This window comes from Streptomyces sp. AF1A, from assembly GCF_047340315.1.
In the GTDB taxonomy this organism is placed as follows: domain Bacteria; phylum Actinomycetota; class Actinomycetes; order Streptomycetales; family Streptomycetaceae; genus Streptomyces.
Genome location: NZ_JBLEBI010000086.1, coordinates 1 through 26,730, shown reverse-complemented (window position 1 = coordinate 26,730; position 26,730 = coordinate 1). Strand labels below are relative to the sequence as shown.

25 protein-coding genes and 1 pseudogene are annotated in these 26,730 nt (G+C 72.3%); 14 read left to right on the top strand and 12 right to left on the bottom strand.

The features are described 5' to 3' along the window. A partial coding sequence (locus ACLU3S_RS22100) for an FAD-binding oxidoreductase (protein ID WP_413953656.1) occupies nucleotides 1-746 on the bottom strand: 746 nt, incomplete at its 3' end. A gap of 157 nt (nucleotides 747-903) precedes the next feature. Here ACLU3S_RS22100 and serC point away from each other — a divergent pair. Beyond that, the gene (gene serC, locus ACLU3S_RS22095) at nucleotides 904-2,022 is read left to right on the top strand and encodes a phosphoserine transaminase (RefSeq protein ID WP_413953655.1); all 1,119 of its coding nucleotides are present in this window, start codon (nucleotides 904-906) and stop codon (nucleotides 2,020-2,022) included. An 80-nt stretch (nucleotides 2,023-2,102) separates the two neighbouring features. Here the strand turns inward: serC and ACLU3S_RS22090 are convergent, their stop codons facing one another. Continuing rightward, nucleotides 2,103-3,065, bottom strand: coding sequence for a WD40 repeat domain-containing protein (locus tag ACLU3S_RS22090; protein WP_413953654.1), 963 nt, complete (start codon nucleotides 3,063-3,065; stop codon nucleotides 2,103-2,105). A 111-nt stretch (nucleotides 3,066-3,176) separates the two neighbouring features. Between ACLU3S_RS22090 and ACLU3S_RS22085 the strand changes: the two genes are divergently transcribed. The 3 genes from ACLU3S_RS22085 (at nucleotide 3,177) to ACLU3S_RS22075 (ending at nucleotide 5,701) form a co-directional block, all read left to right on the top strand. Further along, complete coding sequence (locus ACLU3S_RS22085; protein ID WP_413953653.1) at nucleotides 3,177-3,860, top strand: GDSL-type esterase/lipase family protein; 684 nt, start codon at nucleotides 3,177-3,179, stop codon at nucleotides 3,858-3,860. An 89-nt stretch (nucleotides 3,861-3,949) separates the two neighbouring features. After that, nucleotides 3,950-4,543 (top strand): Uma2 family endonuclease, encoded by a 594-nt coding sequence (locus tag ACLU3S_RS22080; RefSeq protein WP_413953652.1) that lies wholly within the window; start codon nucleotides 3,950-3,952, stop codon nucleotides 4,541-4,543. Nucleotides 4,544-4,705: 162 nt separating this feature from the next. Continuing rightward, complete coding sequence (locus tag ACLU3S_RS22075) at nucleotides 4,706-5,701, top strand: aldo/keto reductase (RefSeq protein ID WP_413953651.1); 996 nt, start codon at nucleotides 4,706-4,708, stop codon at nucleotides 5,699-5,701. 299 nt (nucleotides 5,702-6,000) lie between these two features. Here ACLU3S_RS22075 and thpR read toward each other — a convergent pair whose 3' ends face one another. Continuing rightward, on the bottom strand, nucleotides 6,001-6,573 hold the full coding sequence (gene thpR / locus ACLU3S_RS22070; protein WP_413953650.1) for an RNA 2',3'-cyclic phosphodiesterase: 573 nt from the start codon (nucleotides 6,571-6,573) through the stop codon (nucleotides 6,001-6,003). Between the two features lie 28 nt (nucleotides 6,574-6,601). On the opposite strand from thpR, the gene ACLU3S_RS22065 reads away from it, so the two are divergent. Continuing rightward, nucleotides 6,602-6,823 carry a hypothetical protein gene (locus tag ACLU3S_RS22065; RefSeq protein ID WP_413953649.1) on the top strand — a complete coding sequence of 74 codons (222 nt, stop codon included), beginning with the start codon at nucleotides 6,602-6,604 and terminating at the stop codon, nucleotides 6,821-6,823. Between the two features lie 90 nt (nucleotides 6,824-6,913). Here the strand turns inward: ACLU3S_RS22065 and ACLU3S_RS22060 are convergent, their stop codons facing one another. Both ACLU3S_RS22060 and ACLU3S_RS22055 read right to left on the bottom strand, forming a co-directional pair. Next, nucleotides 6,914-8,263 (bottom strand): MFS transporter, encoded by a 1,350-nt coding sequence (locus ACLU3S_RS22060; RefSeq protein WP_413953648.1) that lies wholly within the window; start codon nucleotides 8,261-8,263, stop codon nucleotides 6,914-6,916. 28 nt (nucleotides 8,264-8,291) lie between these two features. Beyond that, a complete protein-coding gene (locus tag ACLU3S_RS22055) occupies nucleotides 8,292-8,729 on the bottom strand; it encodes a MarR family winged helix-turn-helix transcriptional regulator (RefSeq protein WP_351805477.1) in 438 nt (145 codons plus the stop codon). A gap of 154 nt (nucleotides 8,730-8,883) precedes the next feature. Between ACLU3S_RS22055 and ACLU3S_RS22050 the strand changes: the two genes are divergently transcribed. After that, nucleotides 8,884-9,066, top strand: coding sequence for a ribbon-helix-helix protein, CopG family (locus ACLU3S_RS22050; protein WP_413953647.1), 183 nt, complete (start codon nucleotides 8,884-8,886; stop codon nucleotides 9,064-9,066). Nucleotides 9,067-9,070: 4 nt separating this feature from the next. Here the strand turns inward: ACLU3S_RS22050 and ACLU3S_RS22045 are convergent, their stop codons facing one another. After that, nucleotides 9,071-10,522 (bottom strand): NCS2 family permease, encoded by a 1,452-nt coding sequence (locus ACLU3S_RS22045; protein ID WP_413953646.1) that lies wholly within the window; start codon nucleotides 10,520-10,522, stop codon nucleotides 9,071-9,073. A gap of 218 nt (nucleotides 10,523-10,740) precedes the next feature. Here ACLU3S_RS22045 and ACLU3S_RS22040 point away from each other — a divergent pair, with 218 nt between their 5' ends. Both ACLU3S_RS22040 and ACLU3S_RS22035 read left to right on the top strand, forming a co-directional pair. Continuing rightward, nucleotides 10,741-11,016 (top strand): DUF2530 domain-containing protein, encoded by a 276-nt coding sequence (locus tag ACLU3S_RS22040; protein WP_413953645.1) that lies wholly within the window; start codon nucleotides 10,741-10,743, stop codon nucleotides 11,014-11,016. Between the two features lie 88 nt (nucleotides 11,017-11,104). After that, a complete protein-coding gene (locus ACLU3S_RS22035) occupies nucleotides 11,105-13,501 on the top strand; it encodes an HAD-IC family P-type ATPase (RefSeq protein ID WP_413953644.1) in 2,397 nt (798 codons plus the stop codon). Between the two features lie 115 nt (nucleotides 13,502-13,616). On the opposite strand, the gene ACLU3S_RS22030 is transcribed toward ACLU3S_RS22035, so the two are convergent. After that, nucleotides 13,617-14,546, bottom strand: coding sequence for a hypothetical protein (locus ACLU3S_RS22030; RefSeq protein ID WP_413953643.1), 930 nt, complete (start codon nucleotides 14,544-14,546; stop codon nucleotides 13,617-13,619). 201 nt (nucleotides 14,547-14,747) lie between these two features. Continuing rightward, complete coding sequence (locus ACLU3S_RS22025; protein ID WP_413953642.1) at nucleotides 14,748-17,879, bottom strand: sacsin N-terminal ATP-binding-like domain-containing protein; 3,132 nt, start codon at nucleotides 17,877-17,879, stop codon at nucleotides 14,748-14,750. A 247-nt stretch (nucleotides 17,880-18,126) separates the two neighbouring features. Between ACLU3S_RS22025 and ACLU3S_RS22020 the strand changes: the two genes are divergently transcribed. After that, a complete protein-coding gene (locus ACLU3S_RS22020; RefSeq protein ID WP_413953641.1) occupies nucleotides 18,127-19,593 on the top strand; it encodes a DUF1254 domain-containing protein in 1,467 nt (488 codons plus the stop codon). Between the two features lie 11 nt (nucleotides 19,594-19,604). Here the strand turns inward: ACLU3S_RS22020 and ACLU3S_RS22015 are convergent, their stop codons facing one another. Then, nucleotides 19,605-20,531, bottom strand: coding sequence for a DUF3027 domain-containing protein (locus ACLU3S_RS22015; protein WP_413953640.1), 927 nt, complete (start codon nucleotides 20,529-20,531; stop codon nucleotides 19,605-19,607). 302 nt (nucleotides 20,532-20,833) lie between these two features. Here ACLU3S_RS22015 and ACLU3S_RS22010 point away from each other — a divergent pair, with 302 nt between their 5' ends. From ACLU3S_RS22010 to ACLU3S_RS21995, 4 genes are all read left to right on the top strand, one after another. After that, nucleotides 20,834-22,234 carry an MFS transporter gene (locus ACLU3S_RS22010; RefSeq protein WP_413953639.1) on the top strand — a complete coding sequence of 467 codons (1,401 nt, stop codon included), beginning with the start codon at nucleotides 20,834-20,836 and terminating at the stop codon, nucleotides 22,232-22,234. 448 nt (nucleotides 22,235-22,682) lie between these two features. Beyond that, nucleotides 22,683-23,156: a DUF2771 domain-containing protein gene (locus ACLU3S_RS22005; protein WP_413953638.1), complete on the top strand. Its 474-nt coding sequence runs from the start codon at nucleotides 22,683-22,685 to the stop codon at nucleotides 23,154-23,156. Then, nucleotides 23,129-23,878: a futalosine hydrolase gene (locus tag ACLU3S_RS22000; RefSeq protein WP_413953637.1), complete on the top strand. Its 750-nt coding sequence runs from the start codon at nucleotides 23,129-23,131 to the stop codon at nucleotides 23,876-23,878. The genes ACLU3S_RS22005 and ACLU3S_RS22000 overlap by 28 nt, the downstream gene beginning before the upstream one ends. Continuing rightward, nucleotides 23,865-24,722 (top strand): 1,4-dihydroxy-6-naphthoate synthase, encoded by an 858-nt coding sequence (locus tag ACLU3S_RS21995; protein ID WP_413953636.1) that lies wholly within the window; start codon nucleotides 23,865-23,867, stop codon nucleotides 24,720-24,722. The genes ACLU3S_RS22000 and ACLU3S_RS21995 overlap by 14 nt, the downstream gene beginning before the upstream one ends. A 210-nt stretch (nucleotides 24,723-24,932) precedes the next feature. On the opposite strand, the gene ACLU3S_RS21990 is transcribed toward ACLU3S_RS21995, so the two are convergent. Then, nucleotides 24,933-25,316 (bottom strand): cold-shock protein, encoded by a 384-nt coding sequence (locus ACLU3S_RS21990; protein ID WP_413953635.1) that lies wholly within the window; start codon nucleotides 25,314-25,316, stop codon nucleotides 24,933-24,935. Between the two features lie 165 nt (nucleotides 25,317-25,481). Between ACLU3S_RS21990 and ACLU3S_RS21985 the strand changes: the two genes are divergently transcribed. Beyond that, nucleotides 25,482-25,739, top strand: coding sequence for a hypothetical protein (locus ACLU3S_RS21985; RefSeq protein ID WP_413953634.1), 258 nt, complete (start codon nucleotides 25,482-25,484; stop codon nucleotides 25,737-25,739). On the opposite strand, the gene ACLU3S_RS21980 is transcribed toward ACLU3S_RS21985, so the two are convergent. Next, nucleotides 25,709-26,335, bottom strand: a complete 627-nt coding sequence (locus ACLU3S_RS21980; RefSeq protein WP_413953633.1) for an HAD family hydrolase — start codon at nucleotides 26,333-26,335, stop codon at nucleotides 25,709-25,711. The genes ACLU3S_RS21985 and ACLU3S_RS21980 overlap by 31 nt on opposite strands. Nucleotides 26,336-26,377: 42 nt before the next feature. Further along, a pseudogene (locus tag ACLU3S_RS21975) lies at nucleotides 26,378-26,730 on the bottom strand (hypothetical protein); the annotation flags it as partial.

The window sequence follows — 26,730 nt, the reverse complement described above, 5'->3', positions numbered from 1 at the left end:
TCCACCAGCCGCACGACCGCCTCGGTGAGGATGCCGAGGGTGCCCTCGGAGCCGCAGAAGGAGCGGGCGACGTCCGCGCCCTTCTCGGGCAGCAGCGCGTCCAGCGCGTACCCGGAGATGCGGCGGGGCAGGTCCGGAAAACCCGTGCGCAGCCTGGCCAGGTGGCCCTCGGCCAGCTCCCGCAGCCCCTCGGGTGCGCCCGCCCAGCCCGGACCGAGCCGCAGCCGCCGCCCGCGCGCGGTGAGCACGGTCAGCTCCCGCACGCTGTCGGCGGTCGTGCCCCAGGCCACCGAGTGGGAGCCGCAGGAGTTGTTGCCGATCATGCCGCCGAGCGTGCACCGGCCGTGCGTCGAGGGGTCCGGGCCGAACCGCAGCCCGTGCGGCGCGGCGGCCTCCTGCAGACGGTCGAGGACCAGACCCGGCTGGACGACGGCCGTTCGGGTGGAGGGATCCAGCTCCAGCAGGCCGTTCATGTGCCGGGTGAAGTCCAGGACGACGCCCGTCCCGGTCGCCTGGCCGGCGATCGAGGTGCCCCCGCCCCGCGCGACCACCGGCACCCCGCGCGCCCGGCACACCTCCAGCACCGCCGCCACGTCGTCGCCGTCCCGCGGGGCGACGACGCCGCGCGGGACACGCCGGTAGTTGGACGCGTCCATGGTCACGAGCGCCCGGGCGGTGGTGCCGAAGCTCACCTCGCCCCGGACGGACGTACGCAGCTCCGCTTCGAGACCCGAGTGATCCGTCATGCGTCAAGGATGCATCCGATCACGGACAGTCACCGAGCGTTGTCCACAGGCCCGTTGTGATCGTCGTACAACTCGACAAGTGCGTGCCCCGGCTGGGCTCGTCTCATCCGACGGACATGGTTCCGTCCCGTTTCGCCCAACGGATACCCTCCGAGTCGTGGCCGACATCCAGATTCCCGCTGACATCAAGCCCGCCGACGGACGTTTCGGCTCGGGCCCCTCCAAGGTGCGGACCGAGGCGCTGGACGCCCTCGCCGCGACCGGAGCCTCCCTGCTCGGCACCTCCCACCGCCAGGCGCCCGTCAAGAACCTGGTCGGCAAGGTGCGCGAGGGGATCTCCGAGCTGTTCTCCCTCCCCGAGGGCTACGAGGTGATCCTGGGCAACGGTGGATCCACCGCCTTCTGGGACATCGCCACCCACGGACTGATCGAGAACAAGTCCCAGCACCTCAGCTTCGGCGAGTTCTCCTCCAAGTTCGCCAAGGCGGCCAAGCTCGCCCCCTGGCTGGCCGAGCCGACCGTCATCGCCACCGACCCCGGCACCCACCCGGAGCCCCGGGCCGAGGCGGGCGTCGACGTCTACGCCTTCACCCACAACGAGACCTCCACCGGTGTCGCCATGCCGATCAAGCGGGTGGCCGGCGCCGACGAGGGCGCTCTCGTCCTCGTGGACGCCACCTCGGGCGCGGGCGGCCTCCCGGTCGACGTGTCCGAGACCGACGTCTACTACTTCGCCCCGCAGAAGTCCTTCGCCTCCGACGGCGGCCTGTGGATCGGCATCTTCTCGCCGGCCGCCATCGAGCGCGCCGAGCGCGTCCACGCGAGCGGCCGGCACATCCCGGAGTTCTTCTCGCTGCCCACGGCGATCGACAACTCCCGCAAGAACCAGACGTACAACACCCCGGCCCTCGCCACCCTCTTCCTGCTCAACCAGCAGCTGGAGTGGCTCAACGGCCAGGGCGGCCTGGACTTCGCGGTCGGCCGCACGGCGGCCTCCTCGCGGACGCTCTACACCTGGGCCGAGGACGTGAAGTTCGCGAGCCCCTTCGTCGCCGACCCGGCCAAGCGCTCCCAGGTCGTCGGCACGATCGACTTCTCCGAGGACATCGACGCCGCCGCCGTCGCCAAGGTGCTGCGCGCCAACGGCATCGTGGACACCGAGCCGTACCGCAAGCTCGGCCGCAACCAGCTGCGCGTCGCGATGTTCCCGGCGATCGACCCGGCGGACGTCGAGGCGCTGACCAAGTGCGTCGACTACGTGATCGAGAAGCTTTGACCACAGCAGCGAAGGCTGCGGTACGCGCGTGAGGGCGCCCGGTGCGGCAGGCAGCGGGCGCCCTCACGCACGCGGCGGGTTCACCGCCGCCGCAGCCGCCGCAGCCCGAACAGGGCGACCGCCCCCAGGGCGACGACGGCGGCACCCAGCTTCAGGCTCGAGGTGCCGTCGCCTCCCGTGCCACCCGAACGCCCCTCGGCCGACGGCGGCTTCCCGCTCTGCCCGGGTGCGTCCCGCACCTCGACGGCGCTGTCCGCGCCCTCGCTGCCGTACAGCAGCTTGGTCCCGTCGACGGAGTAGGTGACGCCCTCCCCCTGGCCCTGCAGCGGGACGTCCAGCCGGCCCTTGCGCTTGATGCGGCCGCCGTTCCAGTCGTAGTAGATCCCGCCGAAGTAGCCGCGCACGGCGAGCTGCCGGCCGTCGGGCGAGAAGGCGGCGTCCGTGGCCCACAGGTCGACGGAGGCGATCGGCCGGAAGATGTTCGCGCCGGAGGTGGAGAGGGCGGCCGGGCCCTCGTACAGGTGCCCGCCGTCCTCCTTCTTGTCGATGATGTAGACGCGCCCGGTCTTCGGCTGGACGACCAGCGACTCCGCGTCGCGCGGCCCGTTCGCGTACTTCACCACGTACTGGGTGGCCGTGATCGTCTGGTCCTTGAGCACCTTCGGCTCGGGCACCCGGTAGATCCACACGTACGGCCACCTGCCGCCGTAGTTGTCGCCGATGTCGCCGACGTAGATCTCGTTGTGCGGTCCGATGGAGATGGCTTCGACGTCACGCGGGGAGCCGACTCCCCGCAGGGTGATCCTGGCGACGGTCTTTCCGGTGCGGCCGTCCACGGCGTAGATGTACGGGCCGTCGCCGCTGTCGTTGTGCGTCCAGTAGATCCCCGGGTGCAGGCGGGAGGCGGCGAGCCCGCTCGACTCGGTGATCCGGGGGTCCTTGATGGTGAACCCCTGATCGCCGTCGCCGTCGGCGGCGGAGGCGGGCAGCACACAGGCGCCGGCGAGCAGCACTCCGGCGAGGACGGCGAAAGATCGACGCATGCACCAAGCCTGCCACTCCCGCGCGGGGTTCACCGGGCTGTCCGTGCAGGCCGCCCGGCACGTGGTGGGCCTCACACCCCACCGGCAGCCGTGATCGTCCATCATGAGCGGGTGCTCAGGTTCATGCCCGTGGGCGACTCCATGACGATCGGGAGCGCGGGCGAACACACCTGGCGTCACCGGCTGTGGCAGCACCTGCGCAGCACGTACGACCCCGCCGCCACGCTGGTGGGCCCACGCGAGGCGCTGTACGACAAGCAGACCGACGCGGCGACGTCCCTCGCCTACGCCGACCCCGACTTCCCCCGCGCCCACCTGGCCGGCTGGGGCGAGGGCTGGCTGCACATGGCCCCGCTGATCGGCCGGGCGGTACGGCAGTGCCGGCCCGACGTCCTGCTCGTCTCCCTCGGCCTGATCGACCTGGGCTTCTACACGAACGCCGAGCAGACGGCGGAGAACGTCCACGCGTTCGTGGCATGCGCACGCGAGGCCGACCCGCGCATCCGGATGGTGCTGCTGCCGGTGATCCCGAACATCAGGGCGGAGGCGGACGCGCCCTTCGCCGAGCAGGTGAACCGCTTCAACGTGCTGCTCGCCAAGGCCGTCGCCGACCTGGACGAGCCGCGCTCACCGATCCTGCTGGCCTCGCCCCCTCAGCCGTACGACATCCACACCGACACCTACGACGGCACGCACCCCAACGCGCGCGGGGAGCACCGGATCGCGGCGGCGTTCGCGGAGGCGATGCGAGGGGCGTGGGGAGTCGGACAGGTGTACGGGGCTGGAACGGGTTGACCTGATTCCGGCGTTGCCCGGTCACGGTGCGTATCGTTGTACTGCGCGGCTGCACTCGTCCGTCGGGGCAGCCGGGGAGGAGCGCCACGATGACCGTCCTTGAAGACAGGATCGAGATGGCCGACGCCGACGCCGACATCCAGCGTTTGGACGAGTGGTTCGAGCGGCTTGAGCGCATGCCCGTCCCCGAGGGTTACAGGGTCGAGATCGTCGGGGGCAATGTCCACATGACGCCGCAGCGGGACACCCACTGGGTCATCATCCGCCGCATCGTGCGGGCGCTGGAAGACAGGTTCGGGATGGACGTGAAGGTGTTCTCGGACGTCCGCATCGACTTCCCGGGCCACGAGAACGGCTTCTGCCCGGATGTGGCCCTGCTCAGCGAGTCGGCGACGAAGGACGACGAAGGCCACTGGCGGTACCAGGACGTCGAGTTCGTCGCCGAGGTCATCTCCGAAGGCACGGCCCAGAACGACTACGGCCCCAAGAAGACCGCCTACGCGACCGCCGAAGTCCCGGTGTACGTCATCGCCGACCCCTACAAGGGCATGTGCTACGTCTACACCCAGCCGAAGGAAGGCGACTACCTCACGAGGACGAAGGTCGGCTTCGGCCAGGACATCGACCTGACCGGCACCGTCGTCGGCCTGGTCCTCAAGACCGACGGCTTCCCCCGCGACTGACCCGCCGGATGCCAGGACGCGGTCCAGGGCGTACGGCTGCATCGCATCGATGATCAAGCAGGAACTGTCGGTCGCGGGCGGCCTCGGGCCGTGACGCCGCGCGGGAGGCGCCTGCCGAAAGCTCTTGCTTAGAGCGCACTTCACGCCGTTGGCTAGAGGACCATGAAGTACACGCAGCTTGGACGCACGGGAGTCAAGGTCAGCCGGCTCGTCCTCGGGACGATGAATTTCGGGCCGCAGACCGACGAGGCCGACAGCCACGCGATCATGGACGCGGCGCTGGACGCGGGCATCAACTTCTTCGACACCGCCAACGTATACGGGTGGGGGGAGAACAAGGGGCGGACCGAGCAGATCATCGGGAACTGGTTCGCCAAGGGCGGCGACCGGCGCGACAAGGTCGTCCTCGCCACCAAGGTCTACGGCAACATGGCCCCGGACGGCGCCCCCGCCTGGCCCAACCACGACAAGCTCTCCGCAGTGAACATCCGCCGGTCCGTGGACGCCAGCCTGAAGCGCCTGCAGACCGACTACATCGACCTCTACCAGTTCCACCACATCGACCGGAACACGCCGTTCGAGGAGATCTGGCAGGCGATCGACGTCCTCGTCCAGCAGGGCAAGATCCTCTACGCCGGCTCCTCCAACTTCCCCGGCTACAAGATCGCCCAGGCCAACGAGATCGCCGCCCGCCGTGGCGGCACCATCGGACTCGTCAGCGAGCAGTGCCTGTACAACCTCGCCGAGCGCCGCGCCGAGATGGAGGTCATCCCGGCGGCCCAGGAGTACGGCCTCGGGGTCATCCCGTGGTCCCCGCTGCACGGCGGTCTGCTGGGTGGCGTGATCAAGAAGGAGGTCCAGGGCGGTCGCCGCGCCTCCGGGCGGGCCGCCGACACCCTCGCCGACCCCGCCGCCCGCGCGCAGATCCAGGCCTACGAGGACCTGCTCGACAAGCACGGCCTGGAGCCCGGCGAGGTGGCCCTGGCCTGGCTGCTGAGCCGGCCCGGCGTCACCGGCCCGATCGTGGGCCCGCGCACCGCCGAGCAGCTTCAGTCGGCGATCAGGGCGGTCGAGCTGGAGCTGAGCGAGGAGCTGCAGACCGGGCTGGACGAGATCTTCCCCGGCACGGGTCCGTCCCCGGAGGCCTTCGCCTGGTGACCCGAGGGGCAGCGCCCGGGCGGCGCCCCGTGAGGGGCAGCGCCTACACCCCGTGAGGGCCAGCGCCCCGGACCACGCCCCGTGAGGGGCCACGCCCCGGACGACGCGGCGGGACCGCATTCCCCGTGCGGCCCCGTCGCCCGGGCGCGACGGGCCACGACCGTGCCGGGGCCGGCGGCCCGGTCGCCGTCCCCCGGCCCTGCTACCTGACGGCCGCCGACACGGCCACCACGACGAACATCAGCACCAGCACACCGGCCATGATCCGGTTTCGAGTCTTCGGGTCCACGTATTCGAGACTAACCGGCCCCACCCAGTGCCCAGCGGGCGACCGCCTCGTAGCGGGGCTGCTCCCCCGCCACCCCGGATCTGGGCAGGTTGCTGCGCACCAGCACCAGCTCGCTCACCGTCCAGGTCCGGCTGGTGAACTCGCGCAGCAGATCGACGTACGCCCGTACGTCCGCCGAGTCCCGGCTCCGCGCCACCGTCAGGTGGGCCTTGTACCGGCGGTGCTCCCCCATCGGCACCCCGGCCCTGCGCGCCGCCGACTCCGCCCGGTCGGCCAGCAGCCGCATCGCCTCGACCTCGCCGTGGGCCCCCGTCCACAGGGCCTTGCCGTGCCCGAACTGGCCTCCGCCGCAGAGGGCCAGCGGGAAGGGGTCCGTACGGCGGGCCGCGCGGGCCAGGCGGTCCGACAGGTCCGGTACGAGGTCGTCGGCGACCTCGCCGTAGAAGGCGAGGGTGAAGTGCCAGCCGGGACGGTTCGTCCAGCGCATCCGGTCCGCACCCGGCAGCCGCCGCAACAGGTCCACCTCGGCGGCCAGTTCGTGCACAACGTGCTCCGGGGGGAGCACCGCGGCGAACAGTCTCATGACCCCACCCTCGCAGATCCACGCCCCGGTGGGATTGCAGCCAGACCGCTCGCTGCCACCGTCCGCCGCCGGCCCCCGGCGGGCGCCGGTCCCCGCGCGGCGGCTGGGGAGCCGGACACGGCGGGCGCCGGACTGGTCCGGCGCCCGGTCCCGGATCGGCGACACCCTCCACCGCTACGGCACGATGGCGTTCCTGGAGCACATCGGCCGCCCGCCGCCGGCCCGCGGCACGCCGGCGGTCTTCGGCTGAGCCGGCTCGCCGGTCCCGCCGGCGGTACGGCCCGAGACGACGACGCCCGGCGCCTCTCGCGCGCCGGGCATCGCTGTGCCGTCGTACGGGTCAGGCCGCCGTGGCCAGCTTTTCGCGCCGGCTCGGGACGAAGCGGACCTGCGGGCGGCCGTGGTGCCAGCCCACGCTCAGGCGCAGCCCGCCGATGCGGGCCAGGACCAGGCCGATCGCCGCGGCCGCGGCGGCGGAGACGACACCGCCGAGCGCGAAGCCGATCCGGGCGCCGTAGGTGTCGGTGATCCAGCCGACGACCGGCGCGCCGAGCGGCGTGCCACCTACGAACACCATCATGAACAGCGCCATCACCCGGCCGCGCATCGCCGGGTCGGTGGCCATCTGCACGGCGGTGTTCGCGGTGACGTTCACGGTCAGCCCGCAGATCCCGATCGGGACCATGAGCAGCGCGAACAGCCAGTACTGCGGGGCCAGAGCGGCCACGACCTCCAGCGTGCCGAAGGCCAGCGCGGCGGCGATCAGGACGCGCAGGCGGGCCGTGCCGCGCCGGGCGGCGAGCAGCGCGCCGCACAGGGAGCCGACGGCCATCAGGGTGTTGAAGAGGCTGTAGCCGCCGGCGCCGGCGTGGAAGACGCCGTTGGCGTAGGCCGACAGCCACACCGGGAAGTTGAAGCCGAAGGTGCCGATGAAGCCGACGAGGACGATCGGCCAGATCAGCTCCGGCCGCCCGGCCACGTACCGCAGGCCCTCGCGCAGCTGTCCCTTGCCGCGCGGCGCGCGCTCGACGACGTGCAGGTCGCGGGCGCGCATCAGGAGCAGGCCGGCGATGGGCGCGGCGAAGGACAGGCCGTTGGCGAGGAACGCCCAGCCGGTGCCCACCCCGGTGATCATCAGGCCGGCGACGGCGGGGCCGACGAGGCGGGCGGACTGGAAGTTCGCGGAGTTCAGGCTGACCGCGTTCTGCAGCTGCTCCGGGCCGACCATCTCGGAGACGAAGGACTGGCGGGCCGGGTTGTCGACCACCGTCGCCAGACCGACGGCGAAGGCGGCCAGGTAGACGTGCCAGACCTGGACGTGCCCGGTGAGCGTCAGGAAGGCGAGCGCGAGACCCGCGACGGCCATGGAGCTCTGGGTGACCAGGAGCGCCGGGCGCTTGGGCAGGCGGTCGACGAGGACACCGCCGTAGAGACCGAACAGGAGCATCGGCAGGAACTGCAGGGCCGTGGTGATGCCGACGGCCGCGGAGGAGCCGGTGAGGCTGAGGACGAGCCAGTCCTGGGCGATGCGCTGCATCCAGGTGCCGGTGTTCGAGACGACCTGGCCGAGGAAGAAGAGGCGGTAGTTCCTGATGCTCAGCGAGCTGAACATCGAGGACCTGCGGGAAACGGGAACGGTCGTCGTAGTGGTCGGTGCGGGGGCGGAAGGTGTTCCGGATCCCGTACTCAAAAGGGTTCGCCTCCTCGTGTCGGCGGTCTTACAGGTGTGCGAGCTTCTCCAGCACGGGGGCGGCGGCGCGCAGTTTGGCCCACTCGTCCTCGTCGAGGCCCTCGACGAGGCCCGCCAGGAACGCGTTGCGCTTGCGGCGGCTCTCCTCGAGCATGGCCTCGGCCTGCTCGGTCTGGGTGACGACCTTCTGCCGCCGGTCCTCCGGATGCGGCTCCAGCCGGACCAGGCCCTTGGCCTCCAGCAGCGCGACGATGCGGGTCATCGACGGCGGCTGCACATGCTCCTTGCGGGCCAGTTCGCCCGGCGTCGCGGAGCCGCAGCGGGCCAGGGTGCCGAGCACCGACATCTCGGTCGGGCTCAGCGACTCGTCGACCCGCTGGTGCTTGAGCCGGCGTGACAGGCGCATCACGGCGGAGCGGAGGGAGTTCACGGCGGCAGCGTCGTCGCCATGTGTGAGGTCCGGCATGTTCTTTAGAGTAACTCATTACTCTCGCTAAAGACCACCGCGACACGCCTGAGTGCCCGTGATGCGCGCCACTGAACCCAATGATCACCCGTACGAGTGAGTCGCTTCCGGAAAGTGACGCGCGGGGCGGCCCGATGTGGCGACCCTCGTACGCATGGGGACCAGTGTGCTCAGCCTGCGGATAGACGGAGAGCTGCTCGAAAGACTCCGGCACCATGCGGCGAAAAGAGGAATGAGCGTGCAGGACTATGTGATCCGCACGCTCATTCGGGACGACTTCGACGAACGGTTCCAGGCCGCCGTCGAGGAGACGGAGAGGTTCTACGGGGTCGGCTGACGGCTCAGGTGAGACCCAGGGCCGGCATCAGGTAGTAGAAGGCGAAGACGGCCGACACGACGTACATCGGGACCGGGACCTCCCGGGCACGCCCGGCGACCAGCCGCAGGATCGTGAAGGTGATGAAGCCCATGCCGATGCCGTTGGTGATGGAGTACGTGAACGGCATCATCAGCATCGTCACGAAGGCCGGAATCGCGATGGTGTAGTCGGCCCAGTCGATCTCCTTGACGGAGTTCGACAGGATCAGGAAGCCGACCGCGACCAGCGCCGGGGTGGCCGCCTGGGACGGGACCATCGTGGCGACCGGGGTGAGGAACAGCGCCACCGCGAAGAGGGCGCCCGTGACGACGTTCGCGAGGCCCGTGCGGGCACCCTCGCCGACGCCCGCCGTCGACTCCACGAACGCGGTGGTGGCCGAGGAGGAGCCGGCGCCACCCGCCGCGACCGCGAGGCCGTCGACGAAGAGGACCTTGTTGATGCCCGGCATGTAGCCCTCGGCGTCCGTCAGCTTGGCCTCGTCGCTGATGCCCATGATCGTGCCCATCGCGTCGAAGAAGCACGACAGCAGGACCGTGAAGACGAACAGGACGCCGGTCAGCACGCCGACCTTGGAGAATCCGCCGAACAGGCTGACCTGGCCGACCAGGTGGAAGTTCGGGGTGGCGACGGGGTTGCCCGGCCACTTCGGGACCGTCAAGCCCCAGGACGGAACCTTGGCGACCGCGTTGACGATCATCGCGAGGACGGTCATGCCCACGATGGAGATCAGGATCGCGCCCGGTGTCCTGCGGACGATCAGCGCGAAGGTCAGCAGCGCGCCGAGGACGAAGATCAGCACCGGCCAGCCGAGGAGGTGGCCGCCCGTGCCCAGCTGGACCGGGACGGTGGTCTGGGCGATGTCCGGCATCCGGGTGACGAAGCCGGAGTCGACCAGGCCGATCAGCATGATGAACAGGCCGATACCGATGGAGATCGCCTTGCGCAGCCCGAACGGCACGGCGTTCATCACGCGCTCGCGCAGGCCGGTGGCGACCAGCAGCATGACGACGACGCCGGCCAGCACGACCATGCCCATCGCGTCCGGCCAGGACATGCGGGGCGCCAGCTGGAGGGCGACGACCGAGTTCACGCCGAGGCCGGCGGCGAGGGCGATCGGCACGTTGCCGATGACGCCCATCAGGAGCGTGCTGAACGCGGCCGTCAGCGCGGTCGCCGTCACCAGCTGGCCGTTGTCCAGGTGGTGCCCGTACATGTCCTTCACGCTGCTGAGGATGATCGGGTTCAGCACGATGATGTACGCCATCGCGAAGAAGGTGGCGAGACCGCCCCGGACCTCCCGCGCCACGGAGCTGCCGCGTTCGGAGATCTTGAAGTAGCGGTCGAGGGTGCCGTAGGCGGGGGAGCCGCCCGGCTTCTCGGGGGTGGGCGCCTTGGCAGGTGCCGAGGTGGACATGCGGGACCTCATCTCCAGCGGGGTTCCCCCGAGCCCTGTTGGAGTTTCATACGAGCGGAAGCGGTCAAAGACAAACGGTTTCAGTATGAACATATGAGCCGCTAGATCGCTATCTCCGCGCGTAGAACTGATCGGGATGCGGTCGGCATGCGATTGGCATGGGATCGGGATCCGAGCGCAGTCCGAGGGCCTCTGATCGCCTCGTTAAGCTGTCTGCCATGGCCAAGTGGACCCCCAAGCACGAGGCGCCCGAGCCCCTGGAGGGCCCCGTGGTCGCCACGATCACCGGCGGCACGATCGTGTGGTTCGTGCTCTTCCTCGTGCAGCTCCCCTTCTACGGCTGGTTCCGCGACCACGGACACCTGTGGTGGCTGTGGACCTGCCTCGCCGGGGGCGGGCTGGGGCTGATCGGCATCTGGTACGTGCGCAAGCGGGACGCCGCGATCAAGCGGGCCGGGGTGCCGCAGTCGACGTCGGCCGAAAAGTTGTCATAGGCGTCGGCCGAACGGTCCCGTAGGACCCCGCCTCCCCGCCCGCCGGTCAGGTGGGCGGGCGGGTGATATCGCACGTACCGTCGGATACATGACGCACATCGACGCGGGCACCGAGCTCGACCCGGTGCATCCGGTGGCGCTGCCCCGTTCGCGGCCGGCCGGGCTCACCCGCGCCGAGGTGGCGGAGCGGATCGAGCGCGGCCAGGTCAACGACGTGCCGGTGCGCAGCAGCCGGTCCTTCGGTGAGATCGTCCGGGCGAACGTGTTCACCCGCTTCAACGCGATCATCGGCGTGCTCTGGCTGGTCACGCTGTTCGTCGCGCCGATCCAGGACAGTCTCTTCGGCTTCGTGATCCTCGCCAACACCGGCATCGGCATCGTCCAGGAGTGGCGGGCGAAACAGACCCTCGACTCGCTCGCGGTGATCGGCGAGGCCCGGCCGACGGTGCGGCGGGACGGCCATGCCACGGAAGTGGCCACGCACGAGATCGTGCTGGACGACCTCATAGAGATCGGCCCCGGTGACAAGGTCGTCGTGGACGGGGTGTGCGCGGAGGCCGACGGCCTGGAGATCGACGAGTCGCTGCTCACCGGGGAGGCGGACCCCGTGGTCAAGCGACCCGGCGACCCGGTCCTGTCCGGCAGCTTCGTCGTCGCCGGCGGGGGCGCCTTCACCGCGACCAAGGTCGGCCGGGAGGCCTACGCCGCCCAGCTCGCCGAGGAGGCCTCCCGGTTCACGCTCGTCCACTCCGAGCTGCGCACCGGCATCTCCACGATCCTCAAGTACGTCACCTGGATGATGGTCCCGGCCGCGACCGGCCTGGTCGCCACCCAGCTCGTGGTCAAGAACAACGACCTCAAGGACGCCGTGGCCCGCACGGTCGGCGGCATCGTCCCGATGGTCCCGGAGGGGCTGGTGCTGCTCACCTCCGTCGCCTTCGCGATAGGGGTCATCCGGCTCGGCCGCAAGCAGTGCCTCGTACAGGAACTCCCCGCCATCGAGGGCCTCGCCCGCGTCGACACCGTCTGCCTCGACAAGACCGGCACGCTCACCGAGGGCGGCATGGACGTCACCCGCCTGCTGCCCCTGGACGGCGCCGACGAGACCTACGTGCGCAAGGTGCTCGGCGCGCTCGGCGAGTCCGATCCCCGCCCCAACGCCTCCCTCCAGGCGATCATCGACGCCTACCCCGACAGCGAGGAGTGGCGCTGCGTCGAGTCGCTCCCCTTCTCCTCGGCCCGCAAGTACAGCGGGGCCACCTTCAGCGAGGGCGACGGCGAGACCAGCACATGGCTGCTGGGCGCCCCCGACGTGCTGCTCGACGCCGGCGATCCGGCCCTGGCCGAGACCGAGCGCCTCAACGAACAGGGGCTGCGGGTCCTGCTGCTGGCCCGCGCGAGCCGCGACCTGGACGACCCCACGCCGGCCAAGGACGCCCGCCCCACCGCCCTGGTCGTCCTGGAGCAGCGGCTGCGCCCCGACGCGTCCGACACCCTGCGCTACTTCGCCGAGCAGGACGTCCGGGCCAAGGTCATCTCGGGGGACAACGCGGTGTCGGTCGGCGCGGTCGCGGCCAAGCTGGGGCTCACGGGTACGGCGGTGGACGCGCGGCACCTGCCCGCCGACCGGGCCGGCATGGCGCAGGTGCTGGACGAGGGCACGGTCTTCGGGCGGGTCGCCCCGCAGCAGAAGCGGGACATGGTGGGCGCCCTCCAGTCGCGCGGCCACACGGTGGCGATGACCGGCGACGGGGTGAACGACGTGCTCGCGCTGAAGGACGCCGACATCGGGGTGGCCATGGGCTCGGGCTCGGAGGCCACGCGGGCGGTGGCGCAGATCGTGCTGCTGGACAACAGCTTCTCGAGCCTGCCGTCGGTGGTCGCCGAGGGCCGCCGGGTGATCGGCAACATCACGCGGGTGGCGACGCTGTTCCTGGTCAAGACGGTCTACTCGGTGCTGCTCGCGGTGCTGGTGGTGTGCGGGCAGGTCGAGTACCCCTTCCTGCCCCGGCACCTGACCCTGCTGTCCACGCTCACGATCGGCGTCCCGGCCTTCTTCCTGGCCCTCGCCCCCAACAGGGAGCGGGCGAGGCCGCACTTCGTGCGCAGAGTCATGCGGTACGCGGTCCCGGGCGGGGTGGTGGCCGGGGTGGCGACGTTCGCGACGTACCTGGTCGCCCGTGGCTACTACACCGGCCCGGGCGAACTGGAGGCGGAGACCAGCGCGGCCACCCTGACCCTGTTCCTGATCTCCATGTGGGTCCTGGCGATCATCGCCCGCCCCTACACCTGGTGGCGGGTGTCCCTGGTGGCCGCGATGGGCGCGGCCTTCCTGCTCGTCCTCGCGGTGCCGGCCCTGCAGGACTTCTTCGCGCTGAAGCTGGTCGGCCTCACCCTGCCCTGGACGGCGGTGGGCATGGCGGTGGTGGCCGCGGCCACCCTGGAGTGCCTGTGGAAGTGGGTCGGCCGCCGCTTTCCCGACTAGGCGCGCGATCCCGGTCCTCACGTTCCGGCCCCGGAGGCGGGGTGCGCCTCCGGGGCCGGGTGCCGCTTGCCGCGCGCCGGTCGGCCGCGCGTGCTCCTGCCTACTTCACGTCGACTTACTTCACGTCGACGAAGTCACCCGCGGCGCTGACCGCCGGGGTGGTCGTGGTGCCCGCGAAGGAGTAGCGGTAGTAGCCGTCCACCGTCGCCGTGGTCGTCGTCTTCAGGTTGCCCGTCGAGTTCGACTTGATGGTCTTCAGCGTGGTGTAGGTGCTCGAGCTCTTCTTGCGGAACTGGAGCTTGACGGACTGGCTGGTGTAGCCGTGGTAGTGGTTGTCCTCCCAGTTGGCCCGGGAGAGCTTGCCGGTGACCGTGATGGTCTTGCCCTTCGTCACCGGCTCGGGCGAGGCGTTGACCGTCAGCTTGGAGTAGCGCTGGACCAGCGTGGTGCCGAGGCCGCCCTGGTCGGCGTAACCGACCTTGGTGATGTCGAAGCTGCTGCTGGTCGGGTCCTGGCCGTTGTACGCGATGGCGAGGGCCGCGCCGTGCCACGTACCGGCGTCGGAGTTCATGAGTTCGCCCTCGGCCGGGTAGACGTCGATGTTGCCCTTGCAGCTGGCGGTGGTCGACGAGGTGGCCGTGCAGGTGGCCGGGTTGTCGCCGAACAGCATGTTGTCCGGCGCGTCGTACGAGCCCTTGTAGATGTAGGGGCCGGTGAGGAAGTCGGCGGCGGTGATGTCGACGTCCGCGCCGTGGGTCAGCGTGTAGGTCACCGTCGTGGCCACGTGGTTGGTCGTCCCGACCTTCACCGCGCCGGTGATCTTGAAGTTGGAGAAGGTGACGTCCATGTCGTACGGCGCGTCGGTGGCGCCCGAGGCCGTGAACGCGGTCCTGCCCGAGGAGGCCCGCTGGGCGGCCTCGCGGATCTTCAGGATGTCGGACTTGGACGGCGTCGCGGAGCCGCCGGCGGCCTGAGCGGCCGGCACGACGAGCGCGGAGAGAGCCAGGGCGCCCGAGACGGCGGCCACGGTGGCACGAAGCTTCATGCGTTCCCCTGTCGGGAAAGGTGGACCCGGGGGTCCAGTTGATCGTGGAGTCCGTTGACTCGCGTATCAGACTCGCGACGAGGGGAACTGGTTGTACGGATGTTCCCATGAATTTTTGTTCCCATGAATTCGGCCCTCGCGGCCACCCGTGCCACCACGGCACCACCTGCCGCACGCCGACGTGACCGCCGGCGGCGCTGATCAGTCGAACCAGCGGTCCCGCGCCAGCTCCTCCGTGCGGGACGGGTCCTCCAGCAGGGCCGCCACCTCGAAGCGGCGCGGCCACTGCCCGGCCGCCCAGGCCAGCCCCGCGGCGACGCCCTCCAGGGTGGCGGCGTGCAGCACCCCGTTGTCGGTCAGCCGCCAGTCGATCTCGACGCCGTCCACCACCAGTTCGTCGTGCTCCACGTAGGTCGCGGGGGTGCGCGGCCCGAGCAGCACCCGCACCGGGTCCGGCACCTCGTGCTCGGTGCCCTCGGAGTGGACCTCGCCGGTGACGGACTCGCTGAGCCGCCGCACCTGGAACAGCTCGGCCAGCTCCGCGGCCCGGGAGGGCCGCACGGGCAGCAGCGGCACCCCGGCGGTGAACGGCAGCAGGTCGGGGGAGTCGACCACCACGGCCTCGGCGGCGTCCACCACCTCCACCCGCCCGTCGACCACGGCCCGCAGCTCGTCCGGCAGAGTCACCTGCTCGGGGTCCAGCTCCGCCAGCGCACCGTACAGGCCGTGCAGTTGCGCCGGGGTGACCGGCCGCTCCGGGTCGGCGAGCCGGTCCAGCAGCTCGGCGGCGCCGCCGGGCTCGTCCAGCAGCGCGGCGACGGAGGTGCGCACGCCCAGCGCCCGCAGCACCTGCTCGTCCTCGAACCCGGTGGCGTCGGCCTCGTCGTACAGGCCGCGCAGCAGCGGGTCACCGCCGGCCGCGAGCAGGCCCGCCGGGCGGCGGCCGTCCAGCACCGGGTGCCCGCGCAGCCACCAGGCCGTGTACGGGCGGACCACCTCGTGCCTGCCGTCGTGCAGCAGGATGCGCACGGGCTGGGTGAGCGCGTCGCGCAGCGGCGGCCGGGCGAGCATCGAGAGCGCCTCGGGCCAGTGGTCGTCGTCGACGAGGTCGAGGTCGCGGACGGCGACGAGTTCGGTGGCGACCGGTGGTACGGGGCTGTCCGGGAAGCGGTCGAGGAGGTCCTCGCACCACACGTCGACGGCGTCCAGCAGCCCGGCGTCGTCCGGCTCGGCGAAGTCGCCCTCCCGGGGCTCCAGTTCGTCGGGGTCGAGGACCACGTCGGTGGCGCGGACCAGGGCGAAGGTGGCCAGCACCCCGCACGCGGTCAGCGGCTGCTCGCCCCACTTCTCCGCCAGATCGTGGTCCACGGCCGCCAGTTCGCCCTCGCGGATCACCCGGGCGAAGGGGCTGCCGGGCAAGACCAGCTCGCCGGCGGGGGCCGGCTCCCCGTCCTCGTCGGGCAGCGCGAGGGCGCCCAGCCAGGGCTCGTCACCGGGTTCCAGCCCGGCGTCCCGGACCAGCCCGAGGACCGTGTCGGCCAGTTCCTCGGCGTCCGGCGCGTCCTCCTCCCAGCCCATCCCGCCGTCCTCGTCCAGGGAGGCGGCCACGGCGGCCCGGATCTGCGGGGTGGTGAGCACCGCGCGCGGGGTCGCGGGCAGCGCGCCCAGCTTCTCCAGCAGCGGGTGCACGGCGTCCTCGTGCGCGACCTTCAGCCCGAGCCGGCCGAGCACGTCCGCGTCGATGTGGGCGGCGTCCGGGGCGGGCAGCAGCACCTGGCGGGGGCCGATGGTGGTCCGCCCGTCGGCGAGCGGCACGGGCAGCCCGGAGAGCCGCTCGGGGTCGACGCCGGCGAGGCTGTCGTACAGCCGCCACCACCAGCCGGGGTCCTTCTCCAGGCCGGAGAGCCGGTCGACGGCGTCGGCGAGCGGGAGCCGGGCGACCCCGAGGGTGCGCAGCTCGACGCGGCGTTCGAGACCGGCGGGCAGCAGGGTGGGCAGCACCTCGGCGAGCACCCGCACGGTGTCGGCGCCGGCGCCCTCCACGACCTCCGCGTCCCGGGGGCGTACGGCCTCCGGCAGCTCGTCCTCGCCGCCCTTGCCCGCGACGGCGGGCGGCAGGAAGGCGGTCCGCGGCAGCCGCTCCAGGATCGCCTGCCGCAGCGCCCCGTCGAGCTCGCCCTTGCCCAGCGGCCCGGGCACGAGGTCGATGATCCCCTCCGTCACCGGCCGCCACTCGGCGAGCAGCTCGGCGTACTGGTCCGCCGCGCGCTGTACCAGGAAGTCGGTGAGCGGACCGGGGGCCGCGTGCCGCCGGGCGGTGTCGAGCGGGAAGGAGGCGATGAGCAGCGCGGGGACGCCGAGGGGCTCGTCGCTGGGCGTGGGGGCGTGCACCACGGGGGTCGTGCGCGGCCGGACCGGGCGTCCCGCCTCGTCCTGGGGCACGGCCCAGGTCACCGACCAGTACGGGCGCAGCCGCTCCTCCACCGGCCGGTCGGCGAGCAGGTCCGGGGTGAGCGGCCCGTGCGCGGATCCGGTGCGCCAGCGGGTGACGCCCTCGCGCGAGTCCTCGACGACGGTGACGGCGCCCTCGTCACGGCGGCGCAGGGTGCGCGGCGCGCGGTCGCCGGTCTCGATCACGACCTCCTCCAGCCCCGGCAGGGCCAGGAGCAGGGCGTCGTCGACGGCGTGCAGCAGCCGCTCGGCGAGGTCGGCGGCGGCCGCGTCCCGCAGCGGCAGGATGACGGCGGTGTCGTACGGCTCCGGAGCGGAGCCCTCGGCGGCGAAGGGCAGCCGGAGCAGGGGGACGTGGCCGTCGCGGCGGCGGATCTCGTCGCCGAGCACGGGGCTGTGCCGCGCGGTGTCGGCCGCGAGCTCCCGCGACTCCACCAGGGACCAGCGGACCCCGCCGTGCCGGCCGACGATCGCCGGCTCGTCGGTGACGGCGAGCACGGCGGCGAAGCCGACGCCGAACCGGCCGACGGCACCACGGGCCGTTTCGGTGTCCCGCTTCGCCGAGGCCCGCAGCGTGGACAGCGACTCGACGCCGGCCGCGTCCAGGGGCGCGCCGGTGTTGGCCGCGACCAGCACGCCGTCGCGGAGGGTGAGCCGCAGCCGTCCCGGCGTCCGTGCCCGGGCGGCGGCGTCGGCGGCGTTCTGCGCCAGCTCGACGACCAGCCGGTCCCGGTAGCCGCCGAGAACCAGGTCCTCCTCCGCGTTGGCGTCCTCGCGGAACCGGGCGGGGCTGGTGGCCCACGCGTCGAGGACGCCGCGGCGCAGACGGGCCGTCCCGAACGGATCGGCCCCCTCGGCCGCCGGCCGCACGAACTTGCTCACGTTGACTCTCCTCTTCGACGTGAGGACGAAGGTACAGCGCGCACGGGGAGCCGGCGGACGACGGCGGGGGCACCGGGCGCGGTCCCGGCCGCTCCGGCTGCGCCGTCCGGTGACACGTTGCAGGATGGTGGTGGCTGCGGGTGTCGGGGGCCGGTGCCGCAGATCCGCCTTCCACGCTGTCGAGCGAAGTGGTGCCGCGATGTCCGAAACCTCGAGAGGCCCTGTCTGGCGACGGATTCCGGAGGAGGTGGCGGGCACGGCCGGCACGGTGCTGCGTGCGGCCGGGAACGTGGCCCTCCATCCGAGGTCCGCCGTCGAACGCGCCCGCCGTCTGCCCGAGCTGGTGCCCGCCCTGGGACAGGCGGTGAAACCGATCCTGACCGGGCGGGTGGACGACTGGCGCGGCGAGTACGCCTACACCCTCGGCGAGCAGGCGTTCGTGTACGGCTTCCCGTACATCTACTACGCGCAGTTGCGGCACGCCTGGGTGACGCAGCCACGGGACCCGGCGACGACTCCGTACGCCCCGGTCAACCACTTCTGGCACGCCCAGCACCTGATCGACGCCGCCTACCGGGACGGCGGCTGCCCCAACAACGACACCCTGTACTCGGTCGCCTGGGTGAACCTCACCGACGAGCCGGTCGTCCTGTCCCATCCGGACATGGGGGACCGGTACTTCAGCTTCGAGCTGGTCGGGATCACGTCCGACAATTTCGACTACGTGGGCCAGCGCACCACCGGCTCGAAGGCGGGCCACTTCGCCCTGGTCGGCCCGGGCTGGAGGGGGACGCTCCCCGACGGCGTCCGGGGGCTGAGGCAGGCTCCCAGCCACTGGATCCTCGTCCTGGGCCGCACCCTCGTCGACGGCGTCGAGGACCTGCCGCGGGTCCGGGAGCTGCAGGAGCAGTACCGGCTCACCCCGCTCAGCCTGTTCGGCCGGCCGGACGCGCAGGTCCCCGTGAGCCGTGAGGTGCTCGAGCCGGTCCCGGCGGAGGAGGATCCGCTGGGCCCGTGGAAGACCCTGAACGCGATGCTGGCCGAGAATCCGCCGCCCTCTCACCACTACCTGCTGCTCCGGCAGTTCGCCGAGATCGGCATCGGCCCCGGCCTCGACGTCGAGGCACAGCCCGACGCGGTCAGGCGGAGCCTGATCCGGGCGGCCGCCGTCGGCGTGCCCCTGCTCAGGCAGCAGAGCCTCAGCGGCGACTGGGCCCGCCTGGTGAACGGCTGGCGCTACCCGCCCCGGACGATGGGGCGGTTCGGCGACGACTTCCTCAAGCGCGCCGCCGACCAGGCGCTGATCGGCATCGCGGCCAACGATCCGGCCGAGGCCGTCTACCTGCTCAACTTCGAGGACGCGAACGGCGACAAGCTGTCCGGCGACGGCCGTTACGAACTGCACTTCGACGCCGACCGGCTGCCGCCGGTCGAGGCCTTCTGGTCCCTGACCGCATACGGCGAGGACATGAACCTGATCCACAACCCGCTCGAGCGGTACTCGATCGGCGACCGCACCCGCGGGCTCATGCTGGACCCGGACGGCGGCCTGACCATCCACCTGCAGGCCGAGCCGCCCGAGGAGGACAAGCAGCCCAACTGGCTGCCGACCGCCGCGCAGGGCACCTGGTTCGTGGCCCTGCGCATGTACCGGCCGCGCCCCGAGGTCGTGGACGCGACCTGGGAGTGCCCGCCGCTGACCCGCACCGGCTGACGGCCGCGGGGCTAGGAGTGGCCCAGTTCCGCCGTCTCCTCGTCGCTCGCCTCCGGGACCGAGCCGGAGTCGCGGGCGGGGCGCAGCGGGAAGGGCTCGACGCGGGTCTCGTCGATGACCGGCGGGGCCGGCTGCGGGGGCTTGGGCATGACCGCCGCCTCCGAGTGGCCGCCGCAGCCGTAGGCCAGCGAGACCACGCGGCCGTCGGCCGGGGCGAACTCGTTCGCGCAGACGCCGAATGCCTGGCCCAGGGAGCCGCCGATGGGCATCAGGAAGCCGCAGGTCATGCAGGTGGCCGGGGCCGCCTGGGCCATGGCCGTCTTCGGGCCGAACGCCTCCTCCCAGCGGTCCGCCGCGCTGTGCAGGCCGTACCGGGACAGCACCCGGGCCCGGCGCATGCCCAGCTCCTCCGCCACCGCCGCGATCGAGCCGCGTGACGGCGCCATGGGCTGGGCGGCGGGGGCGCCCGGGGTGACGTCGGCGTCCTCGGCCTCCGCCAGTTGCGCCATCTCCCCGGACACCGCCGAGTTGGGCGGCGGCTCGTCCGCGCCCGTGTAGCCGGGCTCCAGGCGCAGGTCGTCCTGGTCCGTGGGGAGCAGGTCGCCGGGGCCGAGGTCGCCGGGGCGCAGGCGCTCGCTCCACGGCACCCACTCGGGGGCGAGGAGGGCGTCGGGGCCGGGCAGCAGGACGACCTCGTCGAGCGTGACGACCTTGGCGCGGGAGGCGCGGGCCACCGTCACCGCCCAGCGCCAGCCGCGGTAGCCCAGCTCCTTGCACTCGAAGAAGTGCGTGACGACACGGTCGCCCTCCGACACCAGGCCGGAGTGCTCACCGACCACCCCGGGCGCGGCCGCCTCCTCCGCGGCGCTCCTGGCGAGATCGATCGCCTCGGCGCACAGACGGTCGGGGGTGCGGCTTCGCGTGGTCGCTGCGCTCACAGGTATCGCTTCTCTCCTACGCCGTCTCGTCGAGTGCGGCTGCCTCCGGCGGGTTGGCCGACGGAGCGGACCTGGGGACCGCATCGACGTCATGCATCCGCGCGCTCGGGCGCACCTCTGCCATCCATTCTGCGTTATGGCTGAGAAAGGCACGCTACACCGAACGAGATTCGTTCCTGTTCCGCGGCCGGTCTTCCCGTCCGGCCACCCCTCCCGCAACACGGCGCGCGACGGGCCCGCCCGGGTGCGGTTCGCCGCCATACGTGCCGGAACGGCACTATCCGAGGGCGTCTCGGGGCACTATGAACCACGTGGCAACCGCGGACAAGCGTGGGGTTCGGGGGGGCGGCGCGAGCCGGGTCGGCGGTGCCGTCCGGACCGTCGGGCGCGCCCTGCACCTCCCGGTCACCGGAGCCGCGCGCGGCATCCGCCGGGCCACGCACGCGCACGGGGCGGGCGAGTCGGGGCTGGGCAAGCTGATCGAGTTGCACGCGGTGAACGGCGCGGGCGACGTGATGATCACCGTGGCGCTGGCGTCCACGGTGTTCTTCTCGGTGCCCACGGACGAGGCGCGCGGGCGGGTCGCGCTGTATCTCGCGATCACCATGGCGCCCTTCACCGTCCTCGCCCCCGTCATCGGCCCCCTCCTGGACCGGCTGCCGCACGGGCGGCGCGCCGCGATGGCCGGGGCCATGCTGGCCCGGGCGCTGCTCGCTCTGGTCATCTCCGGGGCGGTGGCCGGCGGCAGTCTGGAGCTGTATCCGGCCGCGCTGGGCGTGCTGGTGGCGTCCAAGGCGTACGGGGTGGTGCGCAGCGCGGTCGTGCCGCGGCTGCTGCCGCCCCGGTTCTCGCTGGTGAAGGCCAACTCGCGGGTGACCCTGGCCGGGCTGCTGGCGACCGGCGTCGCCGCGCCGATCGCGGCCGGACTGCACGGACTGGGCGATCCCTGGCCGCTCTACGGCGCCTTCGTGATCTTCGTGGCGGGGACGGCGCTGTCGTTCTCGCTGCCGCCCAAGGTGGACTCGGCCAGGGGCGAGGACGTGGCGCTGCTCGCGGCCGACGAACAGCATCTGCACGGGCCGCAGCGCAGGCAGGCCAAGCGGCCGGGGCTGCGCACCGTGGGGCCCGCCGTGACGCACGCGCTCGGCGCCAACGCCGCCCTGCGCTGCCTGTCCGGCTTCCTGATCTTCTTCCTCGCCTTCCTGCTGCGCGAACACCCGCTGACCGGCCAGAGCGCGGCGGTCTCGCTGGGGCTGGTGGGCGTCGCGGCCGGTGCGGGCAACGCGCTGGGCACGGCGGTGGGGGCGTGGCTGAGATCACGGGCTCCGGAGGTCATCATCGTGACCGTCGTCGCGGTGGTGCTGGGCTCGGCGATCGTGGCCGGCCTGTTCTTCGGCGCCCTCCTGGTGGCCTGTCTCGCGGCCGTCGCCGGGTTCGCGCAGGCGCTGGCCAAGCTGGCGCTGGACGCGCTGATCCAGCGGGACGTGCCGGAGGCGGTGCGCACCTCGGCGTTCGCGCGCTCGGAGACGCTGCTGCAGATGGCGTGGGTGTTCGGCGGCGCGGTCGGGATCGTGATGCCGCTCAACGGCACCGCCGGCCTCCTGATCGGCGCCGCGTTCGTGGCCGTCGGCTGGCTGACCACACTGCGCGGCCTGCTGGCCTCGGCCCGGCACGGCGGCCGGTCCCGGCCACGGGTGGCGTAACGGACCGCACGGCCCCGGCCACAGGTGGCGTAACGGACCGCACGGCCCCGGCCACAGGTGGCGTAACGGACCGCACGGGCCCGGCCACAGGTGGCGTAACGGACCGCACGGCCCCGCCTGGCGCGACGGACCGCACGAGCCATCTCACCACGGGTGCGCCCGGCACAACGGACCACACGGGCCTGCCCACCACGGGCACATCTGGCGCAACGAACCCAACACCGGCCCGCCCACGACAGGCCCGCCCGGCGCAACGAACCCGACACCAGCCCGCTCACGACAGGCCCGCCCGGCGCAACGAACCCGACACCAGCCCGCTCACGACGGGCCCGCCCGGCGCAAGGGACGGGACACGGGCCCGCCCACCACGGGCACACCTGGCGTAACGAACCGGGCACGCCGTACCCCACGTGGGCGGACGGCTCGGGGCGCCAGATAGCCTTCGGCCATGACCACGCTGCAATCCGCTGTGCGACGCCGCCGCGCCGTCGCCGCCGCCGGCGCCGTTTCTGCCGGACTGCTCGTTCTCTCGGCCTGCGAGAAGCCGACACCCGTCGCAACGATCACCGTCGGCCAGGACTCGGTCAACGCCGAGGCGGTCTGCTACAACGACGGCAAGGCGCTGGACACCAAGTCGCTCACCGACTGCGCCAAGAAGGCCAACGAGGCGAAGTCGATCAAGGTCGGCCAGGACCAGACGGTCCGCATCGGCGTCGACCCGAAGATCGCGGACGCCGGCTGGACCCTCCTGGTGAACGGCCGCCCGTTCACCGACGTCAGCAAGGAGACGTACCGCACCATCCCCAGCAGCGCGTTCTTCAACCAGCAGTACGGCACCGAGGGCGACACCAACACGGTCCTGATCCAGATGGGCAGCAACCCCACCAAGGGCGTGTGGTCGTTCAAGGTCAAGAAGGCCTGATCACGACGTCCGCACGCGTTCTCGTCGCCACCGCCGTCCCCGCCGAACGGGACGCGGTGGCGCGGGCGTTCCCGGGCGCGGCCGAAGAAGTGCGGCTGCCGGGCGCCGTGCTGTGCCGTACGGCCGCGGGCGTGGACCTGCTCGCCGCCGGAGTCGGCCCTGCCCTCGCCGCCGCCTCCAGCGCCGCCGCGCTCACCGCGGCCGCCCTCGCCGGCGCCCCCTACCGCCTGGCCGTCTCGGCCGGGATCGGCGGCGGCTTCGCGCCCGAGGCGCCGGTCGGCTCACTCGTCGTCGCCGACGCGATCACCGTGGCCGACCTGGGCGCCGAGACCCCCGACGGCTTCCTCCCGGTCACCGACCTCGGGTTCGGAACCGTCACGCATCATCCGCCGGAATCACTCGTCCGGGCGGCCTGCGAGGCCATCGGCGCCCCTGCCGGCACCGTCCTCACCGTCTCGACCGTCACCGGGACCGCAACCCGCGCCGCCGGGCTGCGCGCCCGGCACCCCCGTGCGCTCGCCGAGGGCATGGAGGGCTTCGGGGTCGCGGAGGCGGCCGGCGCCCAGGGGGTGCCCGTGCTGGAGATCCGCGCGGTCTCCAACCCGGTCGGCCCGCGCGACCGCGCCGCCTGGCGCATCGGCGACGCCCTCGCCGCGCTCACCGAGGCCTTCGGGAAGCTCGCGCCCGCATTGGAGAGTTGGAACACGCATGACGACCAGTGAGCAGCGGTCCCTGCGGATCGCGTACTCCCCCTGCCCCAACGACACCTTCGTGTTCGACGCCCTCGCCCACGGCCGCGTCCCCGGCGCCCCCGCGCTGGACGTGACCTTCGCCGACATCGACATCACCAACGGCATGGCCGAGCGCGGCGAGTTCGACGTACTGAAGGTGTCGTACGCCGTTCTGCCGTACGTCCTCGACGAGTACGCGCTGCTGCCCTGCGGTGGTGCGCTCGGCCGGGGCTGCGGGCCGCTGGTGCTGACCCGGGAGCCGGGCGCCGACCTCACGGGCCGTACGGTCGCGGTGCCGAGCGAGAGGTCGACGGCGTATCTGCTGTTCCGCCTGTGGGCCGCGGACACGCTGCCCGGCGGGGTCGGCGAGATCGTCGTCATGCCGTTCCACGAGATCATGCCGGCCGTCCGGGACGGCAAGGTGGACGCGGGACTGGTGATCCACGAGGCCCGCTTCACCTACCAGAACTACGGGCTGCACAAGCTCGCGGACACGGGCGAGCACTGGGAGCACACCACCGGACTGCCGATCCCGCTGGGCGCGATCATCGCGAAGCGCTCCCTGGGCGCGCAGGCGCTGACGCGGCTCGCGGAATCCGTCCGCGCCTCGGTGCGAGGGGCCTGGGACGACCCGGAGGCCTCCCGGCCGTACGTCATGGCGCACGCCCAGGAGATGGACCCGGCCGTGGCCGACCAGCACATCGGCCTGTACGTGAACGAGTTCACCGCCGACCTCGGCGAGGACGGCTACGCGGCGGTCCGGGGCCTGCTCACCCGAGCGGCGGCCGAGGGCCTCGTCCCCGCACTCGGCCCGCAGGCACTCGCGTTTCCCTGACACCGGAGGCGGCAGGCACGCACGCCTTCCCGAGCCCAAGGCCAGCAGGCACGCGCGTCTCGCCGACGCCGAGGGCGGCTGGCACGCACGTCGCCCCGAGCCCGAGGACGGCAGGCACGCACGTCTCGCCGACGCCGAGGGCAGGGTCGGCGGCCGAGGGGCCGGTGCCGCTCCTCGGCCCGGGCGGGGTCACGTCCGGCTGACGGCTGGTCAGACGTCCAGCTGGTCGGCGACCGCGCGCAGGAGGCCGGCGATCTTCTTGCCGGAGGCCTTGTCGGGGTAGCGGCCCCGCTCCAGCGACTGGGTGACGTTCTCGAGGAGGGTCGTCAGGTCCTGCACGATCGAGGCCAGCTCGTCCGGCTTCTTGCGCTGGGCGGCGGCGACCGACGGGGTCGGGTCGAGCACGGTCACCGACAGCGCCTGGTCACCGCGCTGACCGGCGACGACGCCGAACTCCACGCGCTGCCCCGGCTTGAGCGAATCGACGCCGGCAGGGAGAACCGAGGAATGAACGAAGACGTCACCGCCGTCGTCGCGGGAGAGAAAGCCGAAGCCCTTCTCGCTGTTGAACCACTTGACCTTGCCGGTAGGCACGTCTGTCCTCGTCCTCGTACTCGTCGGGAAAACTGCTTCGGAAACGGCTCTTGATAGCACTGGAGCGGGTCCACCGTGACCCGCCGCTACCAAGGCTAATGGTCTTGGAGCGGGTGACAAGACGTCCCCCGGTCGTTCTCTTCCGCAGGGAACTACCCTGGTCCGGTGCGTGACAAAACCCAAACGAATTCCGCCGGGCCCGGTGACGGACTGATCCGTGCCGGTGCCGTCGTGTTCTTCATCGGCGCTCTGGCCACCCTGGTCACGATGGTCCCGCTGTTCCTCGGCGACAAGCCGTTTCCGACGTACATGTACGGCTTGAGCATGCTCATGGCCGTCGGCTTCCTCGTCGCCGGCGCGGGCGTCCTGCGGTCGATCGCCGCCGGGCGGCGTCAGGCCCGGGACGCCTCGGCCCCGCGGTAGCCCGCCAGCCACGCGGGGAACGCGGACAGGTCCTCCAGGACGACGTCCGCGCCGGCCGCGCGCAGGTCCTCGGCGGGGCACGGCCCGGTCGCCACGGCGACCGACACCGCGCCCGCCGTACGGGCCCCGCGCACGTCCCCTATGTGATCGCCGACGTACACGGCCGCGTCGTACTCGCGCAGCGCCTCGGCCTTCTGCTCCGCCCACAGGTCGCCCACCACCACGTCCGGCTCGAGGCCCAGGTGGGCCAGGTGCCGCTTGGCGTTCGGCTCGTACTTCGCCGTGACGACCATGCTCCGCCCCCCGGCCGCGCGCACCGCGGCGATGGCCTCGCGGGCGCCCCGCATGGCGGGCGTGGCGGCGACGGCGAACGCCGGGTACATCTCCCGGTACAGGTCGGCCATCGCGGCCACCTCCTGCTCCGGGAACCAGTTGACCAGCTCCTCCGCCAGCGGCGGCCCCAGCCGGGTCACCGCCAGATCGGCGTCGATGTACGTACCCGTGCGCTCCGACAGCGCCAGGTAGCACGCGCGGATGCCCGGCCGGGAGTCGATGAGGGTCATGTCGAGGTCGAAGCCGACGGTGAGGGTGGTCATGGGGGACATTGTGCCGGGTCGGTACGACGGCCCCCCGCGCGCTCAGCCCCTGCGCTGCGAGCGCCACACCAGGTAGAGCGCCGAGGCCACGGCCGCGCCGCGGACCACCCAGGGCCATGTCTGGGCGACCGCGTCGCTCATGTGGCCCTGGGCGATCGGCTCGCCCCAGCGGCCGTCCTCCCGGCCCCACAGCCACACCAGTCCCGCCGCCGCGGCGGTGCCGGGCAGGACCACGACGGCCCACTTGCTCTCCGCGGGGGTCAGCCGCCGGGAGCCGTAGGCGATCAGCCAGCCCGCGAGCAGCGCGAACCAGTTGCCCAGCACGGCCCCGGCGACGAGCGCCGCGGCGGCCAGCAGCAGGAGGGGGTTGGACCAGCCGGCGGCCGGGCCGGGCA

Bases quoted from the DNA above. Each gene is read 5' to 3' on its own strand.
- ACLU3S_RS22075 (WP_413953651.1), top strand. From the start codon at position 4,706: ATGAAGTACACGCAGCTTGGACGCACGGGAGTCAAGGTCAGCCGGCTC.
- ACLU3S_RS22090 (WP_413953654.1), bottom strand. From the start codon at position 3,065: ATGCGTCGATCTTTCGCCGTCCTCGCCGGAGTGCTGCTCGCCGGCGCC.
- ACLU3S_RS22055 (WP_351805477.1), bottom strand. From the start codon at position 8,729: ATGCCGGACCTCACACATGGCGACGACGCTGCCGCCGTGAACTCCCTC.
- ACLU3S_RS22050 (WP_413953647.1), top strand. From the start codon at position 8,884: ATGGGGACCAGTGTGCTCAGCCTGCGGATAGACGGAGAGCTGCTCGAA.
- ACLU3S_RS22040 (WP_413953645.1), top strand. From the start codon at position 10,741: ATGGCCAAGTGGACCCCCAAGCACGAGGCGCCCGAGCCCCTGGAGGGC.
- ACLU3S_RS22045 (WP_413953646.1), bottom strand. From the start codon at position 10,522: ATGTCCACCTCGGCACCTGCCAAGGCGCCCACCCCCGAGAAGCCGGGC.
- ACLU3S_RS21980 (WP_413953633.1), bottom strand. From the start codon at position 26,335: ATGACCACCCTCACCGTCGGCTTCGACCTCGACATGACCCTCATCGAC.
- ACLU3S_RS22080 (WP_413953652.1), top strand. From the start codon at position 3,950: ATGACCGTCCTTGAAGACAGGATCGAGATGGCCGACGCCGACGCCGAC.
- ACLU3S_RS22005 (WP_413953638.1), top strand. From the start codon at position 22,683: ATGACCACGCTGCAATCCGCTGTGCGACGCCGCCGCGCCGTCGCCGCC.
- ACLU3S_RS22010 (WP_413953639.1), top strand. From the start codon at position 20,834: ATGAACCACGTGGCAACCGCGGACAAGCGTGGGGTTCGGGGGGGCGGC.
- ACLU3S_RS22030 (WP_413953643.1), bottom strand. From the start codon at position 14,546: ATGAAGCTTCGTGCCACCGTGGCCGCCGTCTCGGGCGCCCTGGCTCTC.
- thpR (WP_413953650.1), bottom strand. From the start codon at position 6,573: ATGAGACTGTTCGCCGCGGTGCTCCCCCCGGAGCACGTTGTGCACGAA.
- ACLU3S_RS22035 (WP_413953644.1), top strand. From the start codon at position 11,105: ATGACGCACATCGACGCGGGCACCGAGCTCGACCCGGTGCATCCGGTG.
- ACLU3S_RS21995 (WP_413953636.1), top strand. From the start codon at position 23,865: ATGACGACCAGTGAGCAGCGGTCCCTGCGGATCGCGTACTCCCCCTGC.